Source organism: Flavobacterium cerinum, from assembly GCF_024496085.1.
GTDB classification, from domain to species: Bacteria; Bacteroidota; Bacteroidia; order Flavobacteriales; family Flavobacteriaceae; genus Flavobacterium; species Flavobacterium cerinum_A.
This window is the reverse complement of the sequence record NZ_CP101751.1, coordinates 814,236-836,668: the sequence shown is the minus strand read 5'-3', so window position 1 is coordinate 836,668 and position 22,433 is coordinate 814,236. Positions and strand designations below refer to the sequence as shown.

18 protein-coding genes are annotated in these 22,433 nt (G+C 38.1%); 10 read left to right on the top strand and 8 right to left on the bottom strand.

The window, feature by feature from the left end:
* Nucleotides 1–6: 6 nt before the first annotated feature.
* The 7 genes from NOX80_RS03880 to NOX80_RS03850 all read right to left on the bottom strand — a co-directional run bounded on the left by NOX80_RS03880 (nt 7) and on the right by NOX80_RS03850 (nt 7,259).
* Entirely contained in the window at nt 7–1,008 is a 1,002-nt protein-coding gene (locus NOX80_RS03880) for an efflux RND transporter periplasmic adaptor subunit (protein WP_256552013.1), read from the bottom strand.
* Entirely contained in the window at nt 1,008–2,261 is a 1,254-nt protein-coding gene (locus NOX80_RS03875; RefSeq protein WP_256552012.1) for a TolC family protein, read from the bottom strand. The genes NOX80_RS03880 and NOX80_RS03875 overlap by 1 nt, the downstream gene beginning before the upstream one ends.
* Before the next feature lie 259 nt (nt 2,262–2,520).
* A complete protein-coding gene (gene sufD / locus NOX80_RS03870; RefSeq protein WP_256552011.1) occupies nt 2,521–3,837 on the bottom strand; it encodes a Fe-S cluster assembly protein SufD in 1,317 nt (438 codons plus the stop codon).
* A gap of 43 nt (nt 3,838–3,880) precedes the next feature.
* Nucleotides 3,881–4,627: a Fe-S cluster assembly ATPase SufC gene (gene sufC / locus NOX80_RS03865; RefSeq protein WP_256552010.1), complete on the bottom strand. Its 747-nt coding sequence runs from the start codon at nt 4,625–4,627 to the stop codon at nt 3,881–3,883.
* Nucleotides 4,628–4,699: 72 nt separating this feature from the next.
* A complete protein-coding gene (gene sufB / locus NOX80_RS03860) occupies nt 4,700–6,148 on the bottom strand; it encodes a Fe-S cluster assembly protein SufB (protein ID WP_256552009.1) in 1,449 nt (482 codons plus the stop codon).
* A gap of 76 nt (nt 6,149–6,224) precedes the next feature.
* Nucleotides 6,225–6,554, bottom strand: coding sequence for a HesB/IscA family protein (locus NOX80_RS03855; RefSeq protein ID WP_256552008.1), 330 nt, complete (start codon nt 6,552–6,554; stop codon nt 6,225–6,227).
* Between the two features lie 186 nt (nt 6,555–6,740).
* Nucleotides 6,741–7,259 carry a hypothetical protein gene (locus NOX80_RS03850; protein ID WP_256552007.1) on the bottom strand — a complete coding sequence of 173 codons (519 nt, stop codon included), beginning with the start codon at nt 7,257–7,259 and terminating at the stop codon, nt 6,741–6,743.
* 18 nt (nt 7,260–7,277) lie between these two features.
* Between NOX80_RS03850 and NOX80_RS03845 the strand changes: the two genes are divergently transcribed.
* The 3 genes from NOX80_RS03845 to NOX80_RS03835 all read left to right on the top strand — a co-directional run bounded on the left by NOX80_RS03845 (nt 7,278) and on the right by NOX80_RS03835 (nt 11,794).
* The gene (locus NOX80_RS03845; protein WP_256552006.1) at nt 7,278–8,138 is read left to right on the top strand and encodes an MBL fold metallo-hydrolase; all 861 of its coding nucleotides are present in this window, start codon (nt 7,278–7,280) and stop codon (nt 8,136–8,138) included.
* A gap of 70 nt (nt 8,139–8,208) precedes the next feature.
* Complete coding sequence (locus tag NOX80_RS03840; RefSeq protein WP_256552005.1) at nt 8,209–9,816, top strand: S8 family peptidase; 1,608 nt, start codon at nt 8,209–8,211, stop codon at nt 9,814–9,816.
* An 88-nt stretch (nt 9,817–9,904) separates the two neighbouring features.
* Nucleotides 9,905–11,794, top strand: coding sequence for a M1 family metallopeptidase (locus tag NOX80_RS03835; RefSeq protein ID WP_256552004.1), 1,890 nt, complete (start codon nt 9,905–9,907; stop codon nt 11,792–11,794).
* A gap of 44 nt (nt 11,795–11,838) precedes the next feature.
* Here NOX80_RS03835 and NOX80_RS03830 read toward each other — a convergent pair whose 3' ends face one another.
* Entirely contained in the window at nt 11,839–12,540 is a 702-nt protein-coding gene (locus NOX80_RS03830) for a S24 family peptidase (protein WP_256552003.1), read from the bottom strand.
* 436 nt (nt 12,541–12,976) lie between these two features.
* Here NOX80_RS03830 and NOX80_RS03825 point away from each other — a divergent pair, with 436 nt between their 5' ends.
* The 7 genes from NOX80_RS03825 to NOX80_RS03795 all read left to right on the top strand — a co-directional run bounded on the left by NOX80_RS03825 (nt 12,977) and on the right by NOX80_RS03795 (nt 22,432).
* Nucleotides 12,977–16,504, top strand: coding sequence for a hypothetical protein (locus NOX80_RS03825; protein WP_256552002.1), 3,528 nt, complete (start codon nt 12,977–12,979; stop codon nt 16,502–16,504).
* Nucleotides 16,505–16,590: 86 nt separating this feature from the next.
* Nucleotides 16,591–18,126 (top strand): hypothetical protein, encoded by a 1,536-nt coding sequence (locus NOX80_RS03820; protein ID WP_256552001.1) that lies wholly within the window; start codon nt 16,591–16,593, stop codon nt 18,124–18,126.
* Between the two features lie 118 nt (nt 18,127–18,244).
* On the top strand, nt 18,245–19,051 hold the full coding sequence (locus tag NOX80_RS03815) for a hypothetical protein (protein ID WP_256552000.1): 807 nt from the start codon (nt 18,245–18,247) through the stop codon (nt 19,049–19,051).
* Nucleotides 19,052–19,057: 6 nt separating this feature from the next.
* A complete protein-coding gene (locus tag NOX80_RS03810; protein ID WP_256551999.1) occupies nt 19,058–19,483 on the top strand; it encodes a hypothetical protein in 426 nt (141 codons plus the stop codon).
* Between the two features lie 532 nt (nt 19,484–20,015).
* Nucleotides 20,016–21,053, top strand: coding sequence for a patatin-like phospholipase family protein (locus NOX80_RS03805; RefSeq protein WP_256551998.1), 1,038 nt, complete (start codon nt 20,016–20,018; stop codon nt 21,051–21,053).
* A gap of 69 nt (nt 21,054–21,122) precedes the next feature.
* Nucleotides 21,123–21,509: a ribonuclease P protein component gene (gene rnpA / locus NOX80_RS03800; RefSeq protein ID WP_256551997.1), complete on the top strand. Its 387-nt coding sequence runs from the start codon at nt 21,123–21,125 to the stop codon at nt 21,507–21,509.
* A 95-nt stretch (nt 21,510–21,604) separates the two neighbouring features.
* Nucleotides 21,605–22,432, top strand: coding sequence for a DUF4349 domain-containing protein (locus tag NOX80_RS03795; RefSeq protein ID WP_256551996.1), 828 nt, complete (start codon nt 21,605–21,607; stop codon nt 22,430–22,432).
* The last annotated feature ends 1 nt before the right edge of the window (nt 22,433 follow it).

The window sequence follows — 22,433 nt, the reverse complement described above, 5'->3', positions numbered from 1 at the left end:
GATTTTTTAGTATCCGAATGACAATCCTTTAAGCTGCATTACCCCGTCTTTTACGACTTTACTTCCGTTTTCAACACCGCCGAAAATGATGATGCGATCACCTATTTGTTGTCCCATTTGTATTTCTTTACGTTCAAACTGGGAATCATTTTTCTGAATAAACACATAATTTTTCCCCTGAACGGTTACAATAGCATTTTTCGGAACACTGATTGAGTTATTGCTTTTTAATCCGAAAGCAACATTAGCATACATTCCTACTTTTAGTTTATCATCTGCATTGTTTAATCCGATACGCAATTTCACCATACGGGTAGTAAAATCCACACGATCAGCTATCGCTTCTATTTTTCCGCTAAAAGTTTCATTCGGATAGGCTGTAAACTGAATCCTACAAGTATCTCCTTTTTTCAGTTTGCTGATCTGATTTTCCGGAATATCACTTACCAGATAAGCCGCTCCTTTTGAGGCTCTTCTAAGCAAATCCGGATCAAATCCTGCCGATTTCAACATGGCTTCATGTTCGATAATGGCCGCTTTTTCGTTTGACAGGTTGGTTATTTCCATAGACAAAGCCGTTTGGGCATTTAATAATTCCTGACCGGTCATCGCACCGTGTTGGTTCAAGTCTTTCGCCCGGGCCAATTCGATTTGACGCTGTTTGATATTCACGTTACTGATTTGCTTGATATTAATCTGGTGTTTGATCAGTTCAGTATAATTGGAGGCCAGTTCCGGGTTTTCAAACAGAATAATATTATTGGAACTTCCGGAGTCCGATCCCAGGACAGTTGCGCCCACTTGTCCGACCGCCATCAAATCGCCGGTTAACGAACCGCTTCCGATTGTTTCGGTTTTAAAGAGACTGAATATACTCTTGTCTTTAAACGTGATAAGGCTGCCATCGTTTTCTACTTTCGGAGGCTGCGGGTCTTCTGTTTTCTTTTTCTCTTTAGAGTGACAGGAAAACAGTAGAGCTAAAACTAAAATTGAAAAAACACGCTTCATTATTGTGCAATTTGATTTATTAAACCTGTAGTGTATAGTAATTGGATATAACTTTCTTTATGCTGATAAACCGCTTCATAGTAGTTTTCCTGACTGTCGTACCAGGTACGTTGTGCTTCCAGAAAGTCAATTAAAGTTGTTCCGCCGCGCATATAGGCATATTTAACATTGCTCAGAATCGTATACGACTGTTCTTTCATCTTTTTAAGATTCGAAGCATTCTGCTCAAACTGTTTATAACTTGCATAGGCATTCGAAATTTCAGTTTTAATACGCTCTTTCGATGTTGCCAGTTCCTGTTCCGCTTTATCTTTTGTAACCTGTGATTTTTTAATTTCTCCCTGGTTTCTATCAAAAAACGGCAGATCAATCGTAGCATAAAGTCCTACATAAGGAACATTGTTCTGCGGATTATATACCGCTCCCAGTTCCGGTTGCGGATACGCCAGGCTTTTTTGTAGCGAAATATTGCTTTTCATCATCTCAACACTATTTTTCAGTACGCTAATGTCGCTTCTGTTTTCAATAGCATTTTGCAATAATTCATCCTGGTTTTGTAACGTTGACAGTTCAATTGCATCATCATTTGCAATTGCAATATCATTGCCTACGCCTAAAGCGAATTTCAACGTATTCAGCTTGTTCTGATAATCCTGTTTGGACGTTTGGGATAGCAAGTTATATTGATTGGCCACCAATTCCGTACGGTTAAAATCCGTTGTGGTAATAACCTGATTTTTCAATCTGTTTTTATTGATTGTAACCAAAGTATCCCAGTTGTTTTTCGCCATCAATGCTGTTTGCCATTTCTTTTGCGCCAACCAGACATCAAGCCATTTCATTGCTACATCGGTAAGCAGGTTTCGTTCGAAATCCTTGTAGGTTGCTTCCGAAATCGCAACGCTTTTATTCGCCACATCAATTTTATTTTTCCGTTGTCCCGGAAGCTGGAATTGTTTGGTTAACTGCCACCATACCTGACGGTTTTGCGAATTGCTCCATTTGGTATCCGGAGCATAATGTGCCGATTCGGCCAATTGCAGTGTTTGATTGTTTAATGTAAGGTTTGGCCTTAGTTTAGCCGTAACCACATCGGCTTGTGCTACCTGTACGGTGAGCTGTTCCGATTTGAGTTCCCGGTTATTGGCTTTAGCCGTTTGAAGTGCCGACCTGATATCGTAAACCGTTTGCGATACCATAACATCTTTTGCCAAAAAGATCAGGGCAAAAGTGAGTAATAGTTTCAATTTCATATAAAACAGTATTGAAATTTGTTTTCAACAACGAATCCTAATTCTGTGACAAAATTCCACCTTCACCCAAATAAAAGCTAATTTATCTCATTAGATTTTTATTAGATTTTCATTAACCGCATTGTTCATCCAACTAAAATTAACAATAAAAATCGTAACATACTCAAATAAAACGACTTAAAATTTACATTTTGCGAATTTTCAATAAAAAAAGCCCTGCAATTGCAGGGCTTTCTATACTACTATTATTGGATATTTATTAAAGATCAAATCCCATGTTTACGCCTAATTTAGTCGCAATAATTCGGGCAATCTTATTTTTTAATTCCGGTATTTTAATACTGGATGTTACTTCGCTTGTAAAAGCATACATCAATAATGCTTTAGCTTCTTTTTTTGGAATTCCGCGTTGTTGCATATAGAACATCGCGTTTTCATCCAACTGTCCGATAGTACATCCGTGAGAACACTTCACATCATCGGCAAAGATTTCCAATTGCGGTTTCGCATTAATCGTCGCTTTATCACTCAACAGGATATTGTTATTTTGCTGGAAAGCATCTGTTTTCTGCGCTTCCTTCTCAACATAAATTTTCCCGTTGAATACACCGGTTGCATTATCACCGTAAATTCCTTTGTAATTCTGGTGGCTTTCACAATTCGGTTGTGCATGGTGTACCAATGTATAATGATCCACGTGTTGTTTATCTCCGATAATGGTAATCCCTTTTAACGTACTGTCGATACGCTCTCCCTGATGATAGAAGTTCAGGTTATTACGGGTGATATTACCGCCAAAAGAAAACGTATGTACCGAAACAATACTTTCCTGTTTTTGTGAAATATAGGTATTATCGATTAACGTTGCCGTTTGTACATCATTCTGAATCTTATAGAAATCGACAATAGCGCGTTTATGAGCGAAGATCTCTGTAACCGAATTGATCAATACCGGATTCTCATTAAGGCTTTGGTGACGCTCTGTAATTTGCACATGCGCGTTTTCCCCAACGATAATCAGATTTCGGGGTTGAACCATTAGTGCAGCTTCATTTCCGGTAGAAAAATAGATAATTTCAATCGGTTTGTCGGCTACTTTACTTTTTGGTATGTTAATATACGCACCTTCGTAGGCAAATGCCGTATTCAGGGACGTTAAGCTTTCTTCTTTTTCCGCTACCTGATTAAAATAGGTATCGATTATCATTTTATATTTCGGTTTGGTCAATGCGGAAGACATCAAACAAACATCCAATCCATCGTGTGTGGTTGATGATAAAAACGAACTGAATACACCATCAATAAATACCACTTTGTAGGTATCCAGGTCATTCAGGAAATATTTTTTAACGTCTTTAAAATCAACGGCACTTTCTTCTTTTGGAAATACGCTGAAATCCTTTTTCAGGATCGCATTCAGCGATGTATATTTCCAGGCTTCTTCTTTTTTAGTCGGGAAGCCTTTATTTTCAAAATTTTTCAGGGCTTCGGTACGAATATCATGCAAGGTTGCCTGCACATCCACTCGTTCTTCAAAAGCCATAAAAGACGATATCAGTTTCTCTTTTAAATCCATGTTTACTGCGTTTCAAAACCGGAACAACCGGTTATACCGAAATCTAGTTTTCGTTTTTAATCCAATCGTATCCTTTTTCTTCCAGCTCTAAAGCCAGTTCTTTTCCTCCGGTTTTAACGATTTTTCCATCGTGTAAAACGTGAACGAAATCCGGAACGATATACTCTAAAAGTCTTTGATAGTGCGTAATCACAATTACTGCATTATCCTTGTTTTTCAACTTATTAACTCCGTTAGCAACGATACGTAAAGCATCGATATCCAAACCGGAATCCGTTTCGTCAAGGATAGCCAATTTCGGCTCCAGCATTGCCATTTGGAAAATTTCGTTTCTTTTCTTTTCACCACCCGAGAATCCTTCGTTTAACGAACGGGATAAAAATTTACGGTCGATTTCCAGTAAGTCCGATTTTTCACGGATTAGTTTTAGCATTTCATTCGCCGGCATTTCTTCCAAACCTTGTGCTTTACGGGTTTCATTGATTGCCGTTTTCATAAAGTTGGTTACAGAAACACCCGGGATTTCGATCGGATACTGGAATGATAAGAATACTCCTTTGTGCGCTCTTTCTTCCGGAGCCAACTCGATCAGTTCTTCTCCTTCCAAAAGGATTTCACCTTCGGTCACTTCATAATCTTCACGACCTGCAATTACAGACGAAAGTGTACTTTTTCCGGCACCGTTCGGTCCCATGATCGCGTGAATTTCACCGGCTTTTACTTCCAGATTAATCCCTTTTAATATTTCTTTATCTTCTACGCTAGCGTGTAAATTTTTGATAACTAACATTTCGCTTCTAATGTTTAATTTTTATTTGGTAACGTTTACCGTTACTTCTTTTATTTATTTGAGGAACGTCGATTAACCTACCGATCCTTCTAATGAAATCTCTAATAATTTCTGTGCTTCTACCGCAAACTCCATTGGAAGTTTGTTTAATACTTCTTTACTGAATCCGTTAACAATCAATGCAATTGCTTTTTCAGTTGGAATACCACGCTGATTACAGTAGAATACCTGATCTTCTCCGATTTTACTGGTTGTCGCTTCGTGTTCAATCTTAGCCGTACTGTTTTTCGATTCGATATAAGGGAAAGTATGCGCACCACAATTGTTACCCATCAATAATGAGTCACATTGTGAAAAGTTACGGGCATTTTCGGCTCTGGCGCTAACCTGAACCAATCCACGGTAACTGTTTTGTGATTTTCCGGCTGAAATACCTTTTGAAATAATCGTACTTCTGGTATTATTCCCCAGGTGGATCATTTTCGTTCCGGTATCGGCTTGTTGGAAGTTATTTGTCACGGCAATTGAGTAGAATTCTCCTACCGAGTTATCACCTTTTAATACACAAGACGGGTATTTCCAGGTAACCGCTGATCCGGTTTCCACTTGTGTCCAGGAAATTTTGGCATTTTTCTCGCACAATCCTCGTTTGGTTACGAAGTTATACACACCACCTTTTCCTTCTTTATTACCCGGGAACCAGTTTTGAACCGTTGAATATTTAATTTCAGCATTGTCTAACGCGATCAATTCCACAACAGCAGCGTGTAATTGGTTTTCATCACGTGACGGAGCTGTACATCCTTCCAGATAACTTACATAACTACCTTCGTCTGCTACAACAAGTGTTCTTTCAAACTGACCTGTTCCGGCCTGATTGATACGGAAATAGGTTGATAATTCCATCGGACAACGTACTCCTTTCGGGATATAACAGAACGATCCGTCTGAGAAAACCGCTGAGTTTAATGCCGCATAAAAGTTATCTTTTTGCGGTACAACCGAACCGATATATTGACGAACCAATTCCGGATGTTCCTGAATCGCTTCTGAAATGGAACAGAAAATGATTCCTTTTTCAGCCAATGTCTTTTTAAATGTAGTGGCAACAGAAACCGAGTCCATTACGATATCAACCGCAACACCGGCCAGTTTCTTTTGCTCGTCGATAGAGATTCCCAGTTTTTTAAAGGTTTCCAGTAATTCCGGATCAACCTCATCCAAACTTTCGTATTTATCTTTTTTCTTAGGAGCTGAATAATAGGAAATGGCCTGAAAATCCGGTTTTTCATAATGAACATTCGCCCATTCCGGTTCCGTCATTTCAGTCCAGGCACGAAATGCTTCCAGGCGCCATTCCGTCATCCATTCCGGTTCATTTTTCTTTTTAGAAATTGCCCGAACGATGTCTTCATTTAACCCAACAGGAAACGTTTCCGATTCGATATCGGTATAGAAACCATATTCATATTCTTTGGTTTCCAGTTCTTTTTTTAATTCTTCTTCAGTATACTTACTCATTTCTATATGCTTGTTCTTATACTTTTACCACGAATCCGCGGTTCGGATGCATGGTAAAAGTGTAATGACTTATCTTTTAAAGTGAAAAACTTTCACCACATCCGCAGGTTCTGTTGGCGTTCGGATTATTAAACACAAATCCTTTACCGTTTAATCCTCCGGAATATTCCAAAGTAGTACCAACTAAATACAAAAAGCTTTTTTTATCTACGGCAATTTTTATATTGTTGTCTTCGAATACTTTATCATCTTCTCCTAAGCTTTTATCAAACTTTAAGTCATACGATAAGCCTGAACAACCGCCACTTTTTACGCCTACGCGAACATAATCGGTAGCAGCGTCAAAACCATCATCTTCCATTAAATTGACGATTCTTTTTTTTGCTGTTTCAGATACTTTTATCATAATGTTTAAACAGATTATTTCTAATTTCCTGCAAAGATATTACAAATATTGCGGTTTGCCATGCTACCTAACATTTTTATAACTAATAGCTTGATAGAAAATAGCTATAACATGATAAATATCATCTTCCGGAAAAAAATTAGCACCTAAATTGCCTGATTTTTCACTCCGAAACAAAAAACAGGTTTACATTTCGTTCCGGATAAAAAAAGGAGCCTGAATTCGCCGTTCGTATTCGTCACGATCGAAATCAGAGCCGAGTAACGGGATTACCGCTTCAAAAACCCGGTCAAAATCCGGTTCCAGCAGTTTCCATTTTTCGTAACCTTCCTGAGAGAATTCAGAATACGGATCACCTAAGGCTTCGCCCTGCGCACGCATCCCGCGGTGAATTATCGGAAGCCAATGCCGAACTTTTTGATCAAAACTCATTTTAGGATATTCTTCCTTCCAAAAGGCATCAATCTGAGCAAAAAGGGTTTCCGGATCCGGATCGGCATTGACGGTTACCGTTTCTTTCTTTTTAAAAATTTTGTTCCAATACTTTCCGATCATAATAGCCTTATAAAACGTTTTGCCCTTATCGGGACATAAAGGTAGCAATTCGGTCGTGAACATTTTAAAAGTTATTTTATTCCGATCCGCAGGCAACTTTCTTTTCGGATTTATTTTTTCTGTTTTAGCTTTAAAAAGTATCTTTACCATCCAATTAAAACGAATGTCATGAAATTATACCCGATAGAAAGCGGAAACTTTAAGTTGGATGGCGGCGCTATGTTTGGTGTGGTTCCGAAAACCATCTGGAACAAAACCAATCCTGCCGATGAAAACAACCTCATCGATATTGCAGCCCGATGTTTGCTTATTGAAGACGGAAACCGATTAATCCTGATCGATACCGGAATGGGCAACAAACAATCGGATAAATTTTTCGGTTATTATTCGCTTTGGGGCGATCATACGATTGACAAATCACTGGCACAATACGGTTTTCACCGCGATGACATCACGGATGTATTTATGACGCATCTTCATTTTGATCATTGCGGAGGAAGTGTAATCTGGAATAAAGACCGCACCGGATATGAAGTCGGTTTTAAAAATGCTAAATTCTGGACCAATGAAAACCATTGGGAGTGGGCCACAAAACCCAATGCCCGTGAAAAAGCCTCGTTTTTAAACGAAAACATTTTACCGATTCAGGAAAGTGGTCAGTTAGCATTTATCGAGCGACCGGAAGGCGATTTTCTTGAAAAATCGGAATTAGGCTTCGGAGTTCTTTTTGTAGACGGTCATACCGAAAAACAAATGATCCCGCATATCGAATACAACGGACAAACACTTGTTTTTTGTGCCGATCTTCTTGCAACTGCCGGGCATATCCCGATTCCGTATGTTATGGGATACGATACACGTCCGCTCCTTACATTGGATGAAAAGACCAAATTCATGACCAATGCCGCTGATAAAAACTACCTTTTATTTCTGGAACACGACGCACACAACCAAATCATCACGGTAGAACATACCGAAAAAGGAGTACGCTTAAAAGACGTATTCCATTGTGATGAAATATTAAAGTAGTGTTAATCTCAGACATAATTGTAACAAAAACAAATACTTTCGACCTATAAAATCAGAAAAAACAAAGAATATGAAACTAATAAAACCTCTGTATTTATCTGCTGCTCTAGTGTTAGCTTTAGCAAGTTGCAGTACACAAAAAACGACAGTTTACACCCCTCTTGTCGCTCCGGAAAACATGCCGGTTAAAGTGGGTAAACTTGCTGAAAATGATTTAAAACGTTGGAGTCACCTGGATCTAATCAAAGATACGGTTCCGGGAATGAGTGTAGACAGAGCTTATGATTTCCTAAAAGGCAAAAAGAGCAAGAAAGTGATTGTAGGGGTTGTAGATTCCGGAGTTGACATTGATCACGAAGATTTAAAACCGGTAATCTGGAAAAACACAAAAGAAACTCCGGGTAACGGAATCGATGACGATAAAAACGGATACATCGATGATATTCACGGATGGAACTTCTTAGGAAAAGCAGAACATGAAAACATGGAATTCACTCGTATCCTTAAAAAAGGAGACGATGGTTCTGAAGCTTATAAAAAAGCAAAAGAAGCTTACGATAAAGAATATAATGAAGTAATTCAGGCAAAACAACAATTGGATTTTATCCTGAATGCCAGCAATACCATTAAAAAACATTTAAAGAAAGATACGTATACTATTGCGGATCTTCAAAAAATCCAGACAACCGATCCGGCTTTAAATCAGGCCAAAATGGTTATGTCGCAAGTATTACCGCAAACCGGAAATGATCTGAAAAAAATCGATGAATTTAAAGATCAGGTGTACAGTCAGGTAAATTACCACTTGAATCTTGAATTCAACGGAAGAAAACTGGTCGGAGACAATCCGGACGACATCAAAGATGTAAAATACGGTGATAACAATGTAATCGGACCGGTAAAAGACGGAGCAAAACACGGAACGCACGTAGCCGGTATCATTGCACAAACCAGAGGAAACGGACTTGGCGGTGACGGTGTTGCCAGCAACAATGTTGAAATTATGGCTGTAAGAGCGGTTCCGGACGGAGATGAATACGATAAAGATATCGCTTTAGGTATTCGTTATGCGGTTGATAACGGTGCAAAAGTAATCAACGGAAGTTTCGGAAAATATTTTGCTCAACATCCGGAATGGGTATACGACGCAATCAAATATGCCGCTTCAAAAGACGTATTAATCGTTGTGGCTGCCGGTAATGAAGGATTAGACCTGAATGCTGACGGCGGTGTAGATCGTTTCCCGAACGACAACATTAAAATGGGACCTGAAATCGCAAACAACTTCTTAACTGTAGGAGCATTAAACTATGTATACGGTCCGGAATTAGTAGCTGATTTCTCGAACTACGGTAAATCAGATGTGGATGTATTTGCACCGGGTGAAAAAATTTACGCAACTACACCAAACCAAAGCTATGAGTATCTTCAGGGAACTTCTATGGCATCGCCAAATGTAGCCGGAGTAGCTGCTTTAATCCGTTCTTACTACCCTAGCTTAACCGCTGCACAGGTAAAACAGATTATTATGGATTCCGGTATCACTGTAAAACAAGAAGTGATTTTAGGTGGTGATCCGAACAACAGAAGACCTTTTAATGAAGTATCTAAATCCGGAAAAATGGTAAATGCATACAACGCATTAATCATGGCTGAAAAGATGGCTTCTAAAAAATAATTCAAAATCATACTGAAATGGAAGGGAAAACCCTTCCATTTTAACATTATTCCGATCGGAAACGATCTCAAATCAATTACGACACAAAATGAAAAAGTTATTCTTACTTTCTTTACTGAGCATTGGTAGTTTGTGGGCTCAAAAAAATCCGGATCCGGGTTATTGGCAACAGCACGTGGATTACAAAATGGAGGTAAACATGGATGTAAAAAACTTCCAGTACAAAGGAAAACAAACACTTGTTTACACCAACAATTCTCCCGACACATTACGCAAGGTTTTTTATCACCTGTATTTTAACGCTTTCCAGCCGGGAAGTGAAATGGATGCCCGTTTAAAAACAATTTCCGATCCGGACAAACGAATGGTTAAAAGTTTTAAAACCGGAGATAAAACGGTAAAAGAAAGTAGAATCAGCACTTTAAAGCCGAATGAAACCGGTTATCTGAAAATTTCCAATTTTAAACAGGATGGTGTTGCCGCTAACAATCGTGTAGTAGGAACCGTTCTTGAAGTTGACTTAACTAAACCGCTTTTACCGGGACAATCCACAACTTTTGCTTTGGATTTTGACGGGCAGGTTCCATTACAAATTCGTCGTTCCGGAAGAAATTCCGATGAAGGTGTTGCGCTTTCGATGACGCAATGGTATCCGAAAATTGCCGAATTCGATTTCGAAGGATGGCATGCTGATCCGTATATCGGACGTGAATTCCACGGTGTTTGGGGTGATTTTGATGTAAAAATCACAATCGACAAAGACTATGTAATCGGATCGACCGGTTATTTACAAAACAAAAATGAAATCGGTCACGGATACGAAGATAAAGGCGTTACCGTTACGTATCCTAAAAAAGCAAAAACATTGACCTGGCATTTTAAAGCGCCTATGGTACATGATTTTGCATGGGGAGCCGACAAAGACTTTATCCACGATATTTATCCGGGACCTAATAATGTAGAACTACACTTTTTCTACAAAAACAACCCGAAATACAAAGACAAATGGAAAGAGTTACAACCTAAAACGGCCGACTTAATGGATTTCTTCAACAAATCCGTTGGTGAATATCCGTACAAACAATATTCGGTGATTCAAGGTGGTGACGGCGGTATGGAATATGCAATGTGTACGTTAATTACCGGCGATAGAAGTCTTCCGAGTTTAATTGGTGTAACGGCTCACGAAATGGCGCATTCCTGGTTCCAGCATGTTTTGGCAACCAACGAAAGCAAGCATTTCTGGATGGATGAAGGTTTTACTTCGTTTATTTCTGACCTGGCCATGATCAAAGTAATGGACAAAAAATTACAGGAAGACGAAAACCCGTTCCAATCGGCATACAACAACTATTTCTATATGGTTAATACCGGTCATGAGCAACCACAATCAACACATGCTGATCGATTTGACGAAAATATGATTTATAGCATTTCCGCTTATAGCAAAGGAGAAGTATTCCTGACGCAATTGGGATATGTAATCGGAATGGACAAGATGATGGAAACCTTAAAACGTTACTATCACGATTACAAATTCACACATCCGACGCCAAATGACTTTAAACGTACAGCCGAAAGAGTTTCCGGTGCTTCATTAGACTGGTACCTGAACGACTGGACCAAAACAACGAATACAATCGATTATGGAATCAAATCGGTTAGTGAAGACGGAAAAAATACCAAAGTAACATTAGAAAGAATCGGAAGAATGCCGATGCCTTTAGATATTCTTGTTGTATATCAGGACGGAAGCAAAGAAAGTTTCTATATCCCGAATACTTTGATGCGTTGGAACAAAGAAAACCCTTATTCCGACATTCAAAGAACGATATTAAACGGATGGGATTGGGCTTTTACAACTTATGATTTCACAATCAATAAGGAGAAAAAAGCAATCAAAGCGATCGTTATCGATCCGAGTGATCTGATGGCCGATGTTAAAAAAGAGAACAATATTTATGAAGTAAAACCATAAAGACTTTATAACACAAAAAAGCGGCCTTAGAGCCGCTTTTTTTATTAATTCATAGAGTTAATCCGGATACTTGCTTTAACGAGCGCAAGCGCCTTTATTTTCGTCATATCAACATCTTTATCCTGGTGGTGCTTATTCTGACTTACCAATCGCACAAAACCGGTTATTTCCGATTTCTGAATATACTTAACGGTAATGTATTCTTCTCCGCTCATATCAATACTCAGCAAATACATCTCGCCCCAGAAAATTTCATTTCGGATATCGCTTACTTCTTTATAAAGTACGATATCACCACTCTTTAACAGCGGATACATACTATCGCCCGTTACGTAAATCGCACCGTCACATTTCGGTAAATGCGGAATCGAAATATGATCAATCGGCTCCTGATTATTCGTCCCTTTAAATAGCGGAACCAATCCGGCCACAGCTTCAATATCATAAAGCGGAATTTGCTGCTGTTCCATCGAGCGATCTGTCTTTAACGTATAAGGTTCAACACTTCGCTTCTCTAAAAAATCATAATCGGTCGTAACAAACATATCGCCCTGACCGGTTAATAGCCATATCGGATTCAGATCTTTATAAATTTCCAGAATACTTTCCAGCATCGACGATCCGATACTCTTGTTTTCCTTGACCGCCTTCGAAATAGCTCCCCGACTTGCACCGATACTGTTTTCAAAAGCATAATAGCTAATATCTTTTGCCGCTATATACAATCCTAATCGTTCTGAAACCATAATATTTGATTTTAATAATACAAAATTATGAAAATAATCTAATTCTATTGTCCGGGCTTGGAAAAAAAACATCAAAATGACTCATTTATGTCTGAATTATCCGTTTATCCACGAAATAAATCTCCGTTTATCTCTAACTATTCTCGAACAAAGCACCACTAAACCGATAAAAATCTAAAACAGGAGCTTTGCCAGGCAAGAAAAAGATAAATGAAAAAAATCATATGAAATATTTTGATTGTTAGATTATTTTCAACTATATTTGTACCGTAGTTGCAAGATAATAATCCGCACAGTGATCGAAAAAATAAACTTACGGCTTTAAAAATCGTTTAAAAGTCACAACTCAAAGGATCATATTAGAAGATTTTTTTCAAACAACAACAAAATAATAAGCGCTTATTCTTAAACAACAACATTTAATCCTTTTTACACCATGAGTACAGAACTTAAAAACACGCTGTTTCGCTTTGTAACGATGCGCGCCCCGCAATTGACAGACAAGTCTAAAAATGAGTTGTTATTTGTTAAACATCCGGAAATCGGAATCGTAGTAAATCCGAACGGTGAATTTTCTAAAACAATGTCGAATCCGGATTTTGCCGAAAACCGGAAAGAACAGTTGGAAGCTGCCATTAGCCGTTTTAAAACAAAAGCTATTCAAACGCCGGATGAGCTGAAAACGGATCTTGTTAAGCCGGATTTATATGAATTTGCCAACTGGTTAGCCAAAAACAGAACATCCTTTACAAAAGAGTCGCTTCATGATTATGTTCCGGTAACTTCAAAAGGACCGGAAGAGCATCATACACTGGCTCCGCTAGCAGAAAGCAGTCGTGTTGCATTATGGGACAACCTTATCTATCAAAGTCTTACATTTAAATCGGATTATGTAAGAGATATGATTATCTCCGTTTTAGTGGCTGATGCTTTTCTTGAAAAATTCGAAGATACCGATTTGTCACTTGACGTTTTACAAAATCTGGCTCAGGGTAAAGTGGTAATGCCAAAACCTATTTTCGGCACAAAAGCGGCAGAACAATCCGATGATAGCGAAGAGCTTCCGATCAGCACCAAACATCTTGAAAAAGACGTTCAGTTAATCCGATCCGAAATCAGCATTGCAAATTATACCAAAATCCTGGAAGAATTGGAGGTCGTTGAAAAACAGTACCAAAGAAAGGAACAGAAAACGTATGATGCCGCCTATAAAGAATATCTGGATTCGGTAGAACTTTTATATCAAAATGCCGATACGGTGACCAAAACGATCACCGATTGTAAAACCGGTTGTGAAAGAACAATCAAAGAGTATGTTAACTTAAAAATTCCGAAATTCAGTTACACTGCCAAACCGGAGTTAAACCTTACGGATTTAGCCCCCTTTCTATCCGCTGAATCATTGGCGATGCTAACCGGTTTAACAGAAGGCGGTATCAGTACGTTTGCTGAAGCGAAAGAAGTTTTGAAGAAAAACATCGATTCGGAAACGGCTAAAATCTTTCAAAACACCGTCTTTACACAGAAAGTAGTTAATGCTAACGGAATCGTCCTTCCGGTTCAGAGTGCTGTCAACTCAACCCCGACTTCCTCTAACGCTTTAGCGATCACCGGTCAGGGTAGTAATAATACGCCGATTTCGTTATACATGGCTTTAGGAGAAATCGCATTAGGATCAGACATTGTAGCCGCAACCTACACTGCTGTTTTTAATGACAACACCACTGTGAGCCATACCGCTTTTGAAGACAATTGGATTGGCGACAAGCTAAACGTAAAGTTGTTTAATGATTCTTTGAATTTCTCCGGAAAAAACAATGGGACACTAACCGGTACTTATACGCTAAGCAATGGTGATTTAATTGATTTTACAGCCGACTTTAAGATCAAATCGATACGAATGACAAGTTTCCACCTTTCTATATCCTACACTATTGAAGGCGGCGGTTCTTATCGTTATCAAACGAAAATAAAACCGGACACATCCGGCACAACGAATCCGATTCCGGATAAAGAAGCCGTTCCGTTAAATGGAATTACCCGATTGGGAATTGCCGATTACCGTAAAGTAGAACAGGAAATCTGTTGTTATGTTCCGGGAGAAGTATCGCACATTGAAAACATTATGGCGCGTGAGTATAAGGATCGTACCACAAAACGTTCCCGAAAAACCGAGAATACCACAACGCTTTCTTCGGAATCGGAACGTGAAAAATTAACCGATTCGACGACAACCGATCGTTATGAAATGAATCAGGAAGTGGTAAAAGTAATCGCCGAGAATACCGCAATCGGAGCGTATACCAATGCTACTTTTGATGCTTTCAAAACCCATTTTAATGTAGGCGGTAATTTTGCTTATAACACCTCAACCGAAGAATCAAACAGTCAGGCTGTAACGCAGGCCAAAGAAATTACAGAACGTGCTCTGGACCGAATTGTTCAGAAAGTAAAAGAAGAACGTATTTCCAAAGTTATCGAAGAATATTCAGAGGAAAACGCACATGGTTTTGACAACAGAAAAGGAGACGAACACGTAACCGGGGTTTACCGTTGGGTCGATAAAATTTACAAAAACAAAATTGTCAACTATGGTAAACGTTTGATTTATGAATTTATGGTTCCGGAACCGGCTGCTTTTCATAAAACCTGGCAGGAATTTAAAAAGAACGATACCGGCACTGAAACATTAGAAAAACCGGTTGATCCTAGAAATGTGGGCGTCACCAATCGATTAACCGATCACACAAAAGTGTTAGAAAGTACATATGCTTACTGGGCTGCTATTTATAATGCCGAAGTTAATCCGGTACCGCAATCGGAATACAATATCGGGAAATCATTATCCGGCAGTTATGTAGGAAGCTTATCTGAAGTGGAATTTTTCTCCTTAAAAGAGGAAATTAAAATTCCGGAAGGCTATGAAGCCGTAAGCGGAAAAGTAAGTGTTTCGGCGACTCAGGATTACGACAATCATAATGTGGCGATTCTAACCGGCATCGGAGATCAGCGTTATACCGTTCTTTCCGGAGGATTTAGAAATGAAGCCTCTTCCGAATTACCGTTTGGTGCACCTTACAGAGATACCGTTCCGGTTGCAGTAACCTTTTCTAATTTCTTCACGGGAACCGCCAACTTCTCCGTTAAAGTACGTCGCGGCCAGGACTTGTATCAGAAATGGCAAATCGAAACCTTTAATGCGATTATCAGCGCCTATGAAGTCAAATTAAAAGAATACAATGAAAAAGTAGCCGCAATAAAAGCCGAACAAACGGAAAAAGAAAAAGTAAATCCGATGTATTATGAACAGATTGTCAACACCGTTTTACGCAAAAATTGCATCACTTACCTGATCAAAAATGACAATTTGGGACAAGATGGTTTAATTATCAACCGAAATGCATTATCAGATGTTCGCGTAGCAAGTGAAAATGCCTTGTTAAAGCAATATGCCAATCGGGTTAAATTTATGGAGCAGGCATTCGAGTGGGATTTAATGAGTTATAATTTCTATCCGTTTTATTGGGGCGAAAAAGCCAACTGGAAGAAAATGTATAATTCCACCGACATTGACAATCCTTTGTTCCGTGCTTTTCTGGAAAGCGGTATGGCCCGAATCATGGTAACCGTTCGCCCCGGATTTGAAGAAGCCGTAAACTGGTTTATGGCAACACGTCAGGTTTGGAACGGCGGACAAGTACCTACTCTGGATGATCCGTTGTTTAAAGATCTGATTCAGGAATTACAGGAACCAAACGGGGAAGTCGAAGAAACATGGGAAAGCCGTGTACCGACAGCATTAACCATTCTTCAGGCCGGAAGTATCGGATTGGATGTACTGGATGCTTTGCCGTGCGACAGTGACTGTAACGACAACAGGATCACCGACAGCGAGGGTACTACTAAAAAAGCATTTATCCGAACCGATGTCTTAATTGGCGGTAATGCAACGGATGTAAAATAACACCTTCCAAAAACAACCCTTTTCCTTAAACCTCAGCCAGCCAGTGTTTGGCTGAGGTTTTTTATTCACTTTTTTAAAGCAATATCATGAACGACTTTTCATATTTAATCGAATACCTCAGGATCGGGCGAAGACAGGAAGATGCCGCTAAAAGAGAACTGCGTTTTGAAGTTATAATTGTAAATGAGAATTATAACATTGAAGTAATGGAATCAACTCAGTATATCTTAAAAACGGATTTTGACAACCCGGCACTTATCACGCCATTAGCCGATATTCTCGAAGGTCAGGAGGAACTTTTTTTCACCAACGATGCCGGCACTTTGACGTATTATATTCGTAGGGAAGCAGCGAACAACACTTACGAATACCGCAATATTTTATCCGGTGGCTGGATAACGCTTTCTGATCAGACATTGTACAGTGTTCCGGTTCCATTTTCAAAAGAGCTTTATTTCTATAGCGAAGTATACCGCTCGGTAATCTTAAAACAATTAGACGAAATCCTTCCGATCACCGATTGGTTTATCTATCATCCGAACGATATTCCGATGATCAATGACGGAGAATACGGATTCGACTACAAAGATGATCACGGCAATACCAAAAACGATCCGTTAAAGCTTATTTTTCTGCAATTTATCAGTGCTACGGTTTCGGCTTACAAAAGAAATGTAACGGTAGGCAAAAGCCCATTTTCCAACAAAACCTATTTATTTCCTATTGTTTCAAAAATGTCAAATCGGTATATTTTAAAATACCATATCAAAACCGATGATCCGTTGGAAACCCTTCGTTTTCAGGAAATCTGGTCGATTCGACTTGAGTTCACGTATCTGGGATCCTGTCTGGAATTCTTAAACCAGACCATTATGCATGATTATGACGGACTGAACTGGGAAACCAAACCACGTAAGGCTTTTTTAGACAGTTATAAAACAATTGTCAACAACGCTTTAACCGCTGCTAATTTCGGCAGTATCGAAAATGTTCTGGAAATTCTCTATTATTTACCCAAAGCTTTTATCAAAGAAATCGATAAAAACCTGCTTTGGAACTTTTTAGATCGCTCGTTGGAAGGTTTAGTAACCAATATCGGATTGGATAAAGAAGATCTGGTGTTGGTGCTTTTGGAAGCTTTGTCGGAAGTAGAAAGAACACCAACCATTTTTCTATCCGAACTGATTCAGCCCAAATCGGGTGGTGAAAGCCGTTTTCTGTTATTATACAGGAAGATAAACGGCGAAAACTTTAAGCAAACGATTCAGCTGCTTTATAAATTCTGGTTAAAAAGTGCATTTAGCGATATCGACAATCCGGTTTTTAAAAACAGTGACGGGCCTTTGTTTTTACCGTATAAGTCGGATAAATTTTTAGGTTTTTACAATAGTAATAAAAACTTTGAATTTCAAAAAGACAATACAATTTTAGTAACTCCGGACGATCATTATATTGACGAAATCATTTCGGTTGCGAACCCTGCTTTCAGAAATGTAATCAGCGATGTTATTGAAGACAAAATTGAATATCACTATCATCCGTTCCAACCGGTTTATCTAACCGAAACGGAACAGGAAGCTGAAATAGATTTGCCGAAGATTGTTCCGGCTTTTTTTTATTAAGGCAAACGAAGACAAGACATTCTGGGCCAATGTAATAACAGGTATCGAATATACTTTGGATATTCTTACGATTCTTTCCGGTATTGGAAACATCACTAAATTCCGATATTTGTATCGTTTGGGACAAGCAGCCGGAGCAATGGGAACTTTTCGTTTAGCGGCCGGAGCTATTGAAATCAGTAGCGGAGCCGTTAGTGCTATGGTGAAGCTTAGCGGTACGAAAAACGAATTTGCACTGGCGTTACAGAAACATTTATTGTACCTGGAATTAGTCGCGCTTTCCGGTGAAATATCCATTGCAATTCGAAATCGGTTAAAAAGTAGTGCTCGGGAGGTTCTTGAAAAGCATCTTGATGAACTCGAAGAACTCAAAAGTGCGGCTAAAAATGCCGATGAAGCCAAAGAAATTGATGAGATTATTGAACATTTAAAATCTCTATCTGATGATCTTTATATTCCTAATAAACTTATAAAACAAGAAATAAGATTCCATAAAGATGTGAAATACGAAATATCTATTTATACTAAAAAAATTGAGTGGCGATTTTTAGACTTGGAAAGAGCAAAAAATCAAAGAATGGAACTAGATGATTATTTTTTTATTAGTTTTGATTTCAGGATTCCTGATGAACTTTTGGGTAAAGGTTTTGGAAAACATTTTCTGGAAGAATCTTTTTCTGCTTTTAAAAATCAAATTAAAGGAGCCAAAGCAAGTTGGACTGAATTTTCTATATACCCTGGTGGATCTTCATTAGGATATAAACAATTCTGGAAAATTTATGATCAAACGGGAGATCCTGTAAAAGCAGTAAAAGAAACTGATTTTTTCAAAATAGTGGACAAAAAAGGAATTAATAAACTAAATAAAAATTCCATTAGCATTGATCATGAGACAAATAGTATTGATGTAATTATCTCCAAATAAACAAACATGAAAGATTTTAATATTTATAGAAATAACGAAGTAAAATTAACCTCAGGATTTAGTTCTGATTATGAAAAATTACTACGGGAGACAGGTTCTACTACTGTTAATGGATTATTAGTTACATTGATTGGTAAAGAGACATCTCTGGCAAAAAAAATAATGAATGGTCAGGATTTTATTTTAGACAAATCTGAAAAGAAAATAGTATCTGAAGCTTTAGAAAAACACATTGATTCAAAACTAAACGGTTTCAGAAATGCAAATGAAGATGATCCTTATAACAAAGTTATTTATAAAGGGAAAACATATCGTTCCAATACTAAAGGACTCGATTTCCAATCTGAGCGCGACTTGGTAAGGGCGATGTCCTTATATAATAAATTCTTTGATCCCAATGATGAGGATATTATAGAGATCCGTTATAGTTAACTAATGTCAAGTGGAAAGCTTATAAATTAATTATATCCGCTTTATCTAAGCATTGCCACACAGGAAGATTGTGAAAAATACGAATAGTTTATTTTACTCAATAAAACCGCTTCAATTGAAAGCGGTTTTTTTATACCCAAAACGTAACAACCACAATCTAATTCTCAATTATAAATAGTATTTTTTTCTTCGTTTTAAACTTGTTTGTTAGATTATTTTCATCTATCTTTATATTATTAAAACAGTTGAAAAAACATCGATGAATAAAGCTATTTGAGTAATAATCAATAATTTATTTATATGTAGTAAATACAAAAACCGAATAATCGAACGAGTAGGAACAGCTCGAAATACAGACAGTAATGGGTCAGGAACAGGACAACTTTTTAAGATCTGACTCATTTGACAAACGCGATTATAACGACCGGAAAAAATTATCGAAAATGTAGCACGATAAAAATGGTTATATAATTCTATAGTAATAAATTAGCCACAAATAAAATCCTGAAAAAGAATCTTAATTTTAAAAGCCATGTCAAAAAAAATTAGAATATTAAGTCTCGATGGCGGAGGAATCCGCGGAATCATAACCTGTGTTGTTCTCAAATACATTGAAGAAGAATTACAAAAACTGGATAATCCCACAGCAAAATTAGGCGACTATTTTGATCTTATCGCCGGAAGTAGCACCGGAGGATTGTTAACTTCTATTCTATTATTCCCCGACAAAAACAAAAAAGCTAAATTCTCAGTAGAAGCCGCTTTGGATCTGTATGCTAAAAAGGGAGAAACGATTTTTAATGTTTCCCTTTGGGAACATCTTATCAATCCGTTTGGCTTGTTTAATGAAAAAATTTCGCAACGCAATCTGGAAAAACAACTTCGGGAAGTTTTTGGTGATTTACAATTAAAAGAATTCACAAAACCTTGTTTGATAACGTCTTATGATATCGGTCAACGGAAAGCCAAGTTCTTTACCAGTCACGAAGCCGATTCAACTTTGGAAAATTTTTATGTACACGACGTTTGCCGTGCCACAAGTGCAGCGCCTACTTATTTTGAACCGGCTAAAATAAAATCGCTATACGGACAGGAGTTTACGTTAATCGATGGCGGTGTATATGCCAATAATCCGGCACTTTGTGCTTATGCTGAAGCCCGTAAAATTGCCTTTTCAAAAAAATTAAACGATGATAAAAAAATCGATTATCCGGCAATAAACGATATGTTGATTATTTCAGTAGGAACCGGGGAAGTACACAAACCGTACACCTTCGAAAAATTTGAAAACGCCGGAAAAATCAAATGGATCGGACCATTGATTGACATTTTGTTATCTTCCAACGTTGAAACCGTAGATTATTATCTTACGAAAATGTATGAAACATTAGGACCGCGAAACCAGAAAAATTATTACCGACTAATGCCGCAATTAAAAAACGCATCACCGGAAATGGACGATACCTCGCAAAAAAACATTTACGAACTAATTCAAGCCGGTTTGTTTTTTGTTGATCAAAACCGGAATACGCTACGGGAAATAGCTAAAAAATTAATTAAACACAAATAAGCAATTGCAAACTTGTCGGGTATTATAATACCTGACAAGTTTTATGGTACCTTTTTGTACCTTTGCCGAATGAAGAACACCTATCCGAAAGCCGAAAAGCTCAAAAGCCGGAATACTATAGACCTCCTTTTTTCCGAAGGGAAATCGGTATCGAAATACCCGCTACGCTTGGTTTATGTCCCTTTAGAAACCACGGATCCGGAAGAAAAAATCAAAATGGGTGTTTCCGTCTCCAAGAAATACTTTAAAAAAGCCGTAGACCGTAATTATTTTAAACGGGTTTTACGCGAAACCTACCGATTGAATAAGTCCATTTTACTCGATTCAATCGACAAACCGTATGCGTTTATGTTTCTTTATCAAACCAAAGACCGGCTTTCCTATCAGGAAATAACGGAAAAAACGATACGTCTTTTCGAAAAGTTTGCGGAAACCTTACAGGACAAACCGCTTTAAAATTTAATTAAATTCTTCTTTTTCAAAGTCATCCTATTTTTACAATTTGTACTTTTAAAAGTAATTCCACGTTGTAACTAAAATAATGGTGACCTATGAAAAAAATTATCCTTGCATTATCCGTATTGCTTCTTATTGTTGGTTGTAAAAACGAACATTCTGAAAATCACGCTATAGTCGAATCCGTAGTGTTACCGGAAGAAGGAATGGTTGCCGAAGCGGCGGCTGATGCTACGCAATCGAATAGCGGCGGTTCGGAAACGGTAATCGAATCCAAAATCATTAAAAATGCTAATCTTCGGTTTGAAACGTCTGATCTCAACCAATCTTATGCCGACATACAGAAAGCGGTTATAAAATATAAAGCGACAATACAAAACGATGTTACAGGAAAAAACAACAGTTCTGCTTATCGGGACTTAACCGTTCGTATTCCGAATACGGCTTTTGATACGTTTATCAACGATATCAGCAAAGGTGTTTCTCATTTTGATCGCAAAGAAATTTCATCCGATGACGTGACCGAAGAATATATCGATATCGAATCGCGTGTCAACACGAAAAAAACATTGGAAAAACGCTATCTGGACTTGCTAAACAAAGCCACAAAAGTTTCTGAAATATTGGAAATCGAAAAAGGACTAGCGACAGTTCGTGAAGAAATTGAATCAATAGAAGGCCGGTTAAAATACCTTCAGAGTCGTGTTGCCCTGAGTACGATTCATATTGAAATGTATACCCGTAATGCCTCCGAAAGCGGCGCAACCGTTTCCTATGGCGGTAAAATGTGGAACTCATTTAAAGAAGGATTTTTCGGGATTTCAACTTTCTTCCTTGACTTACTGCAAGTTTGGCCATTTATCCTTATTTTCGTGTTACTTTTGATCTATCTGCGCAAAAGATATAAGAAAAAAACAGCTTAAA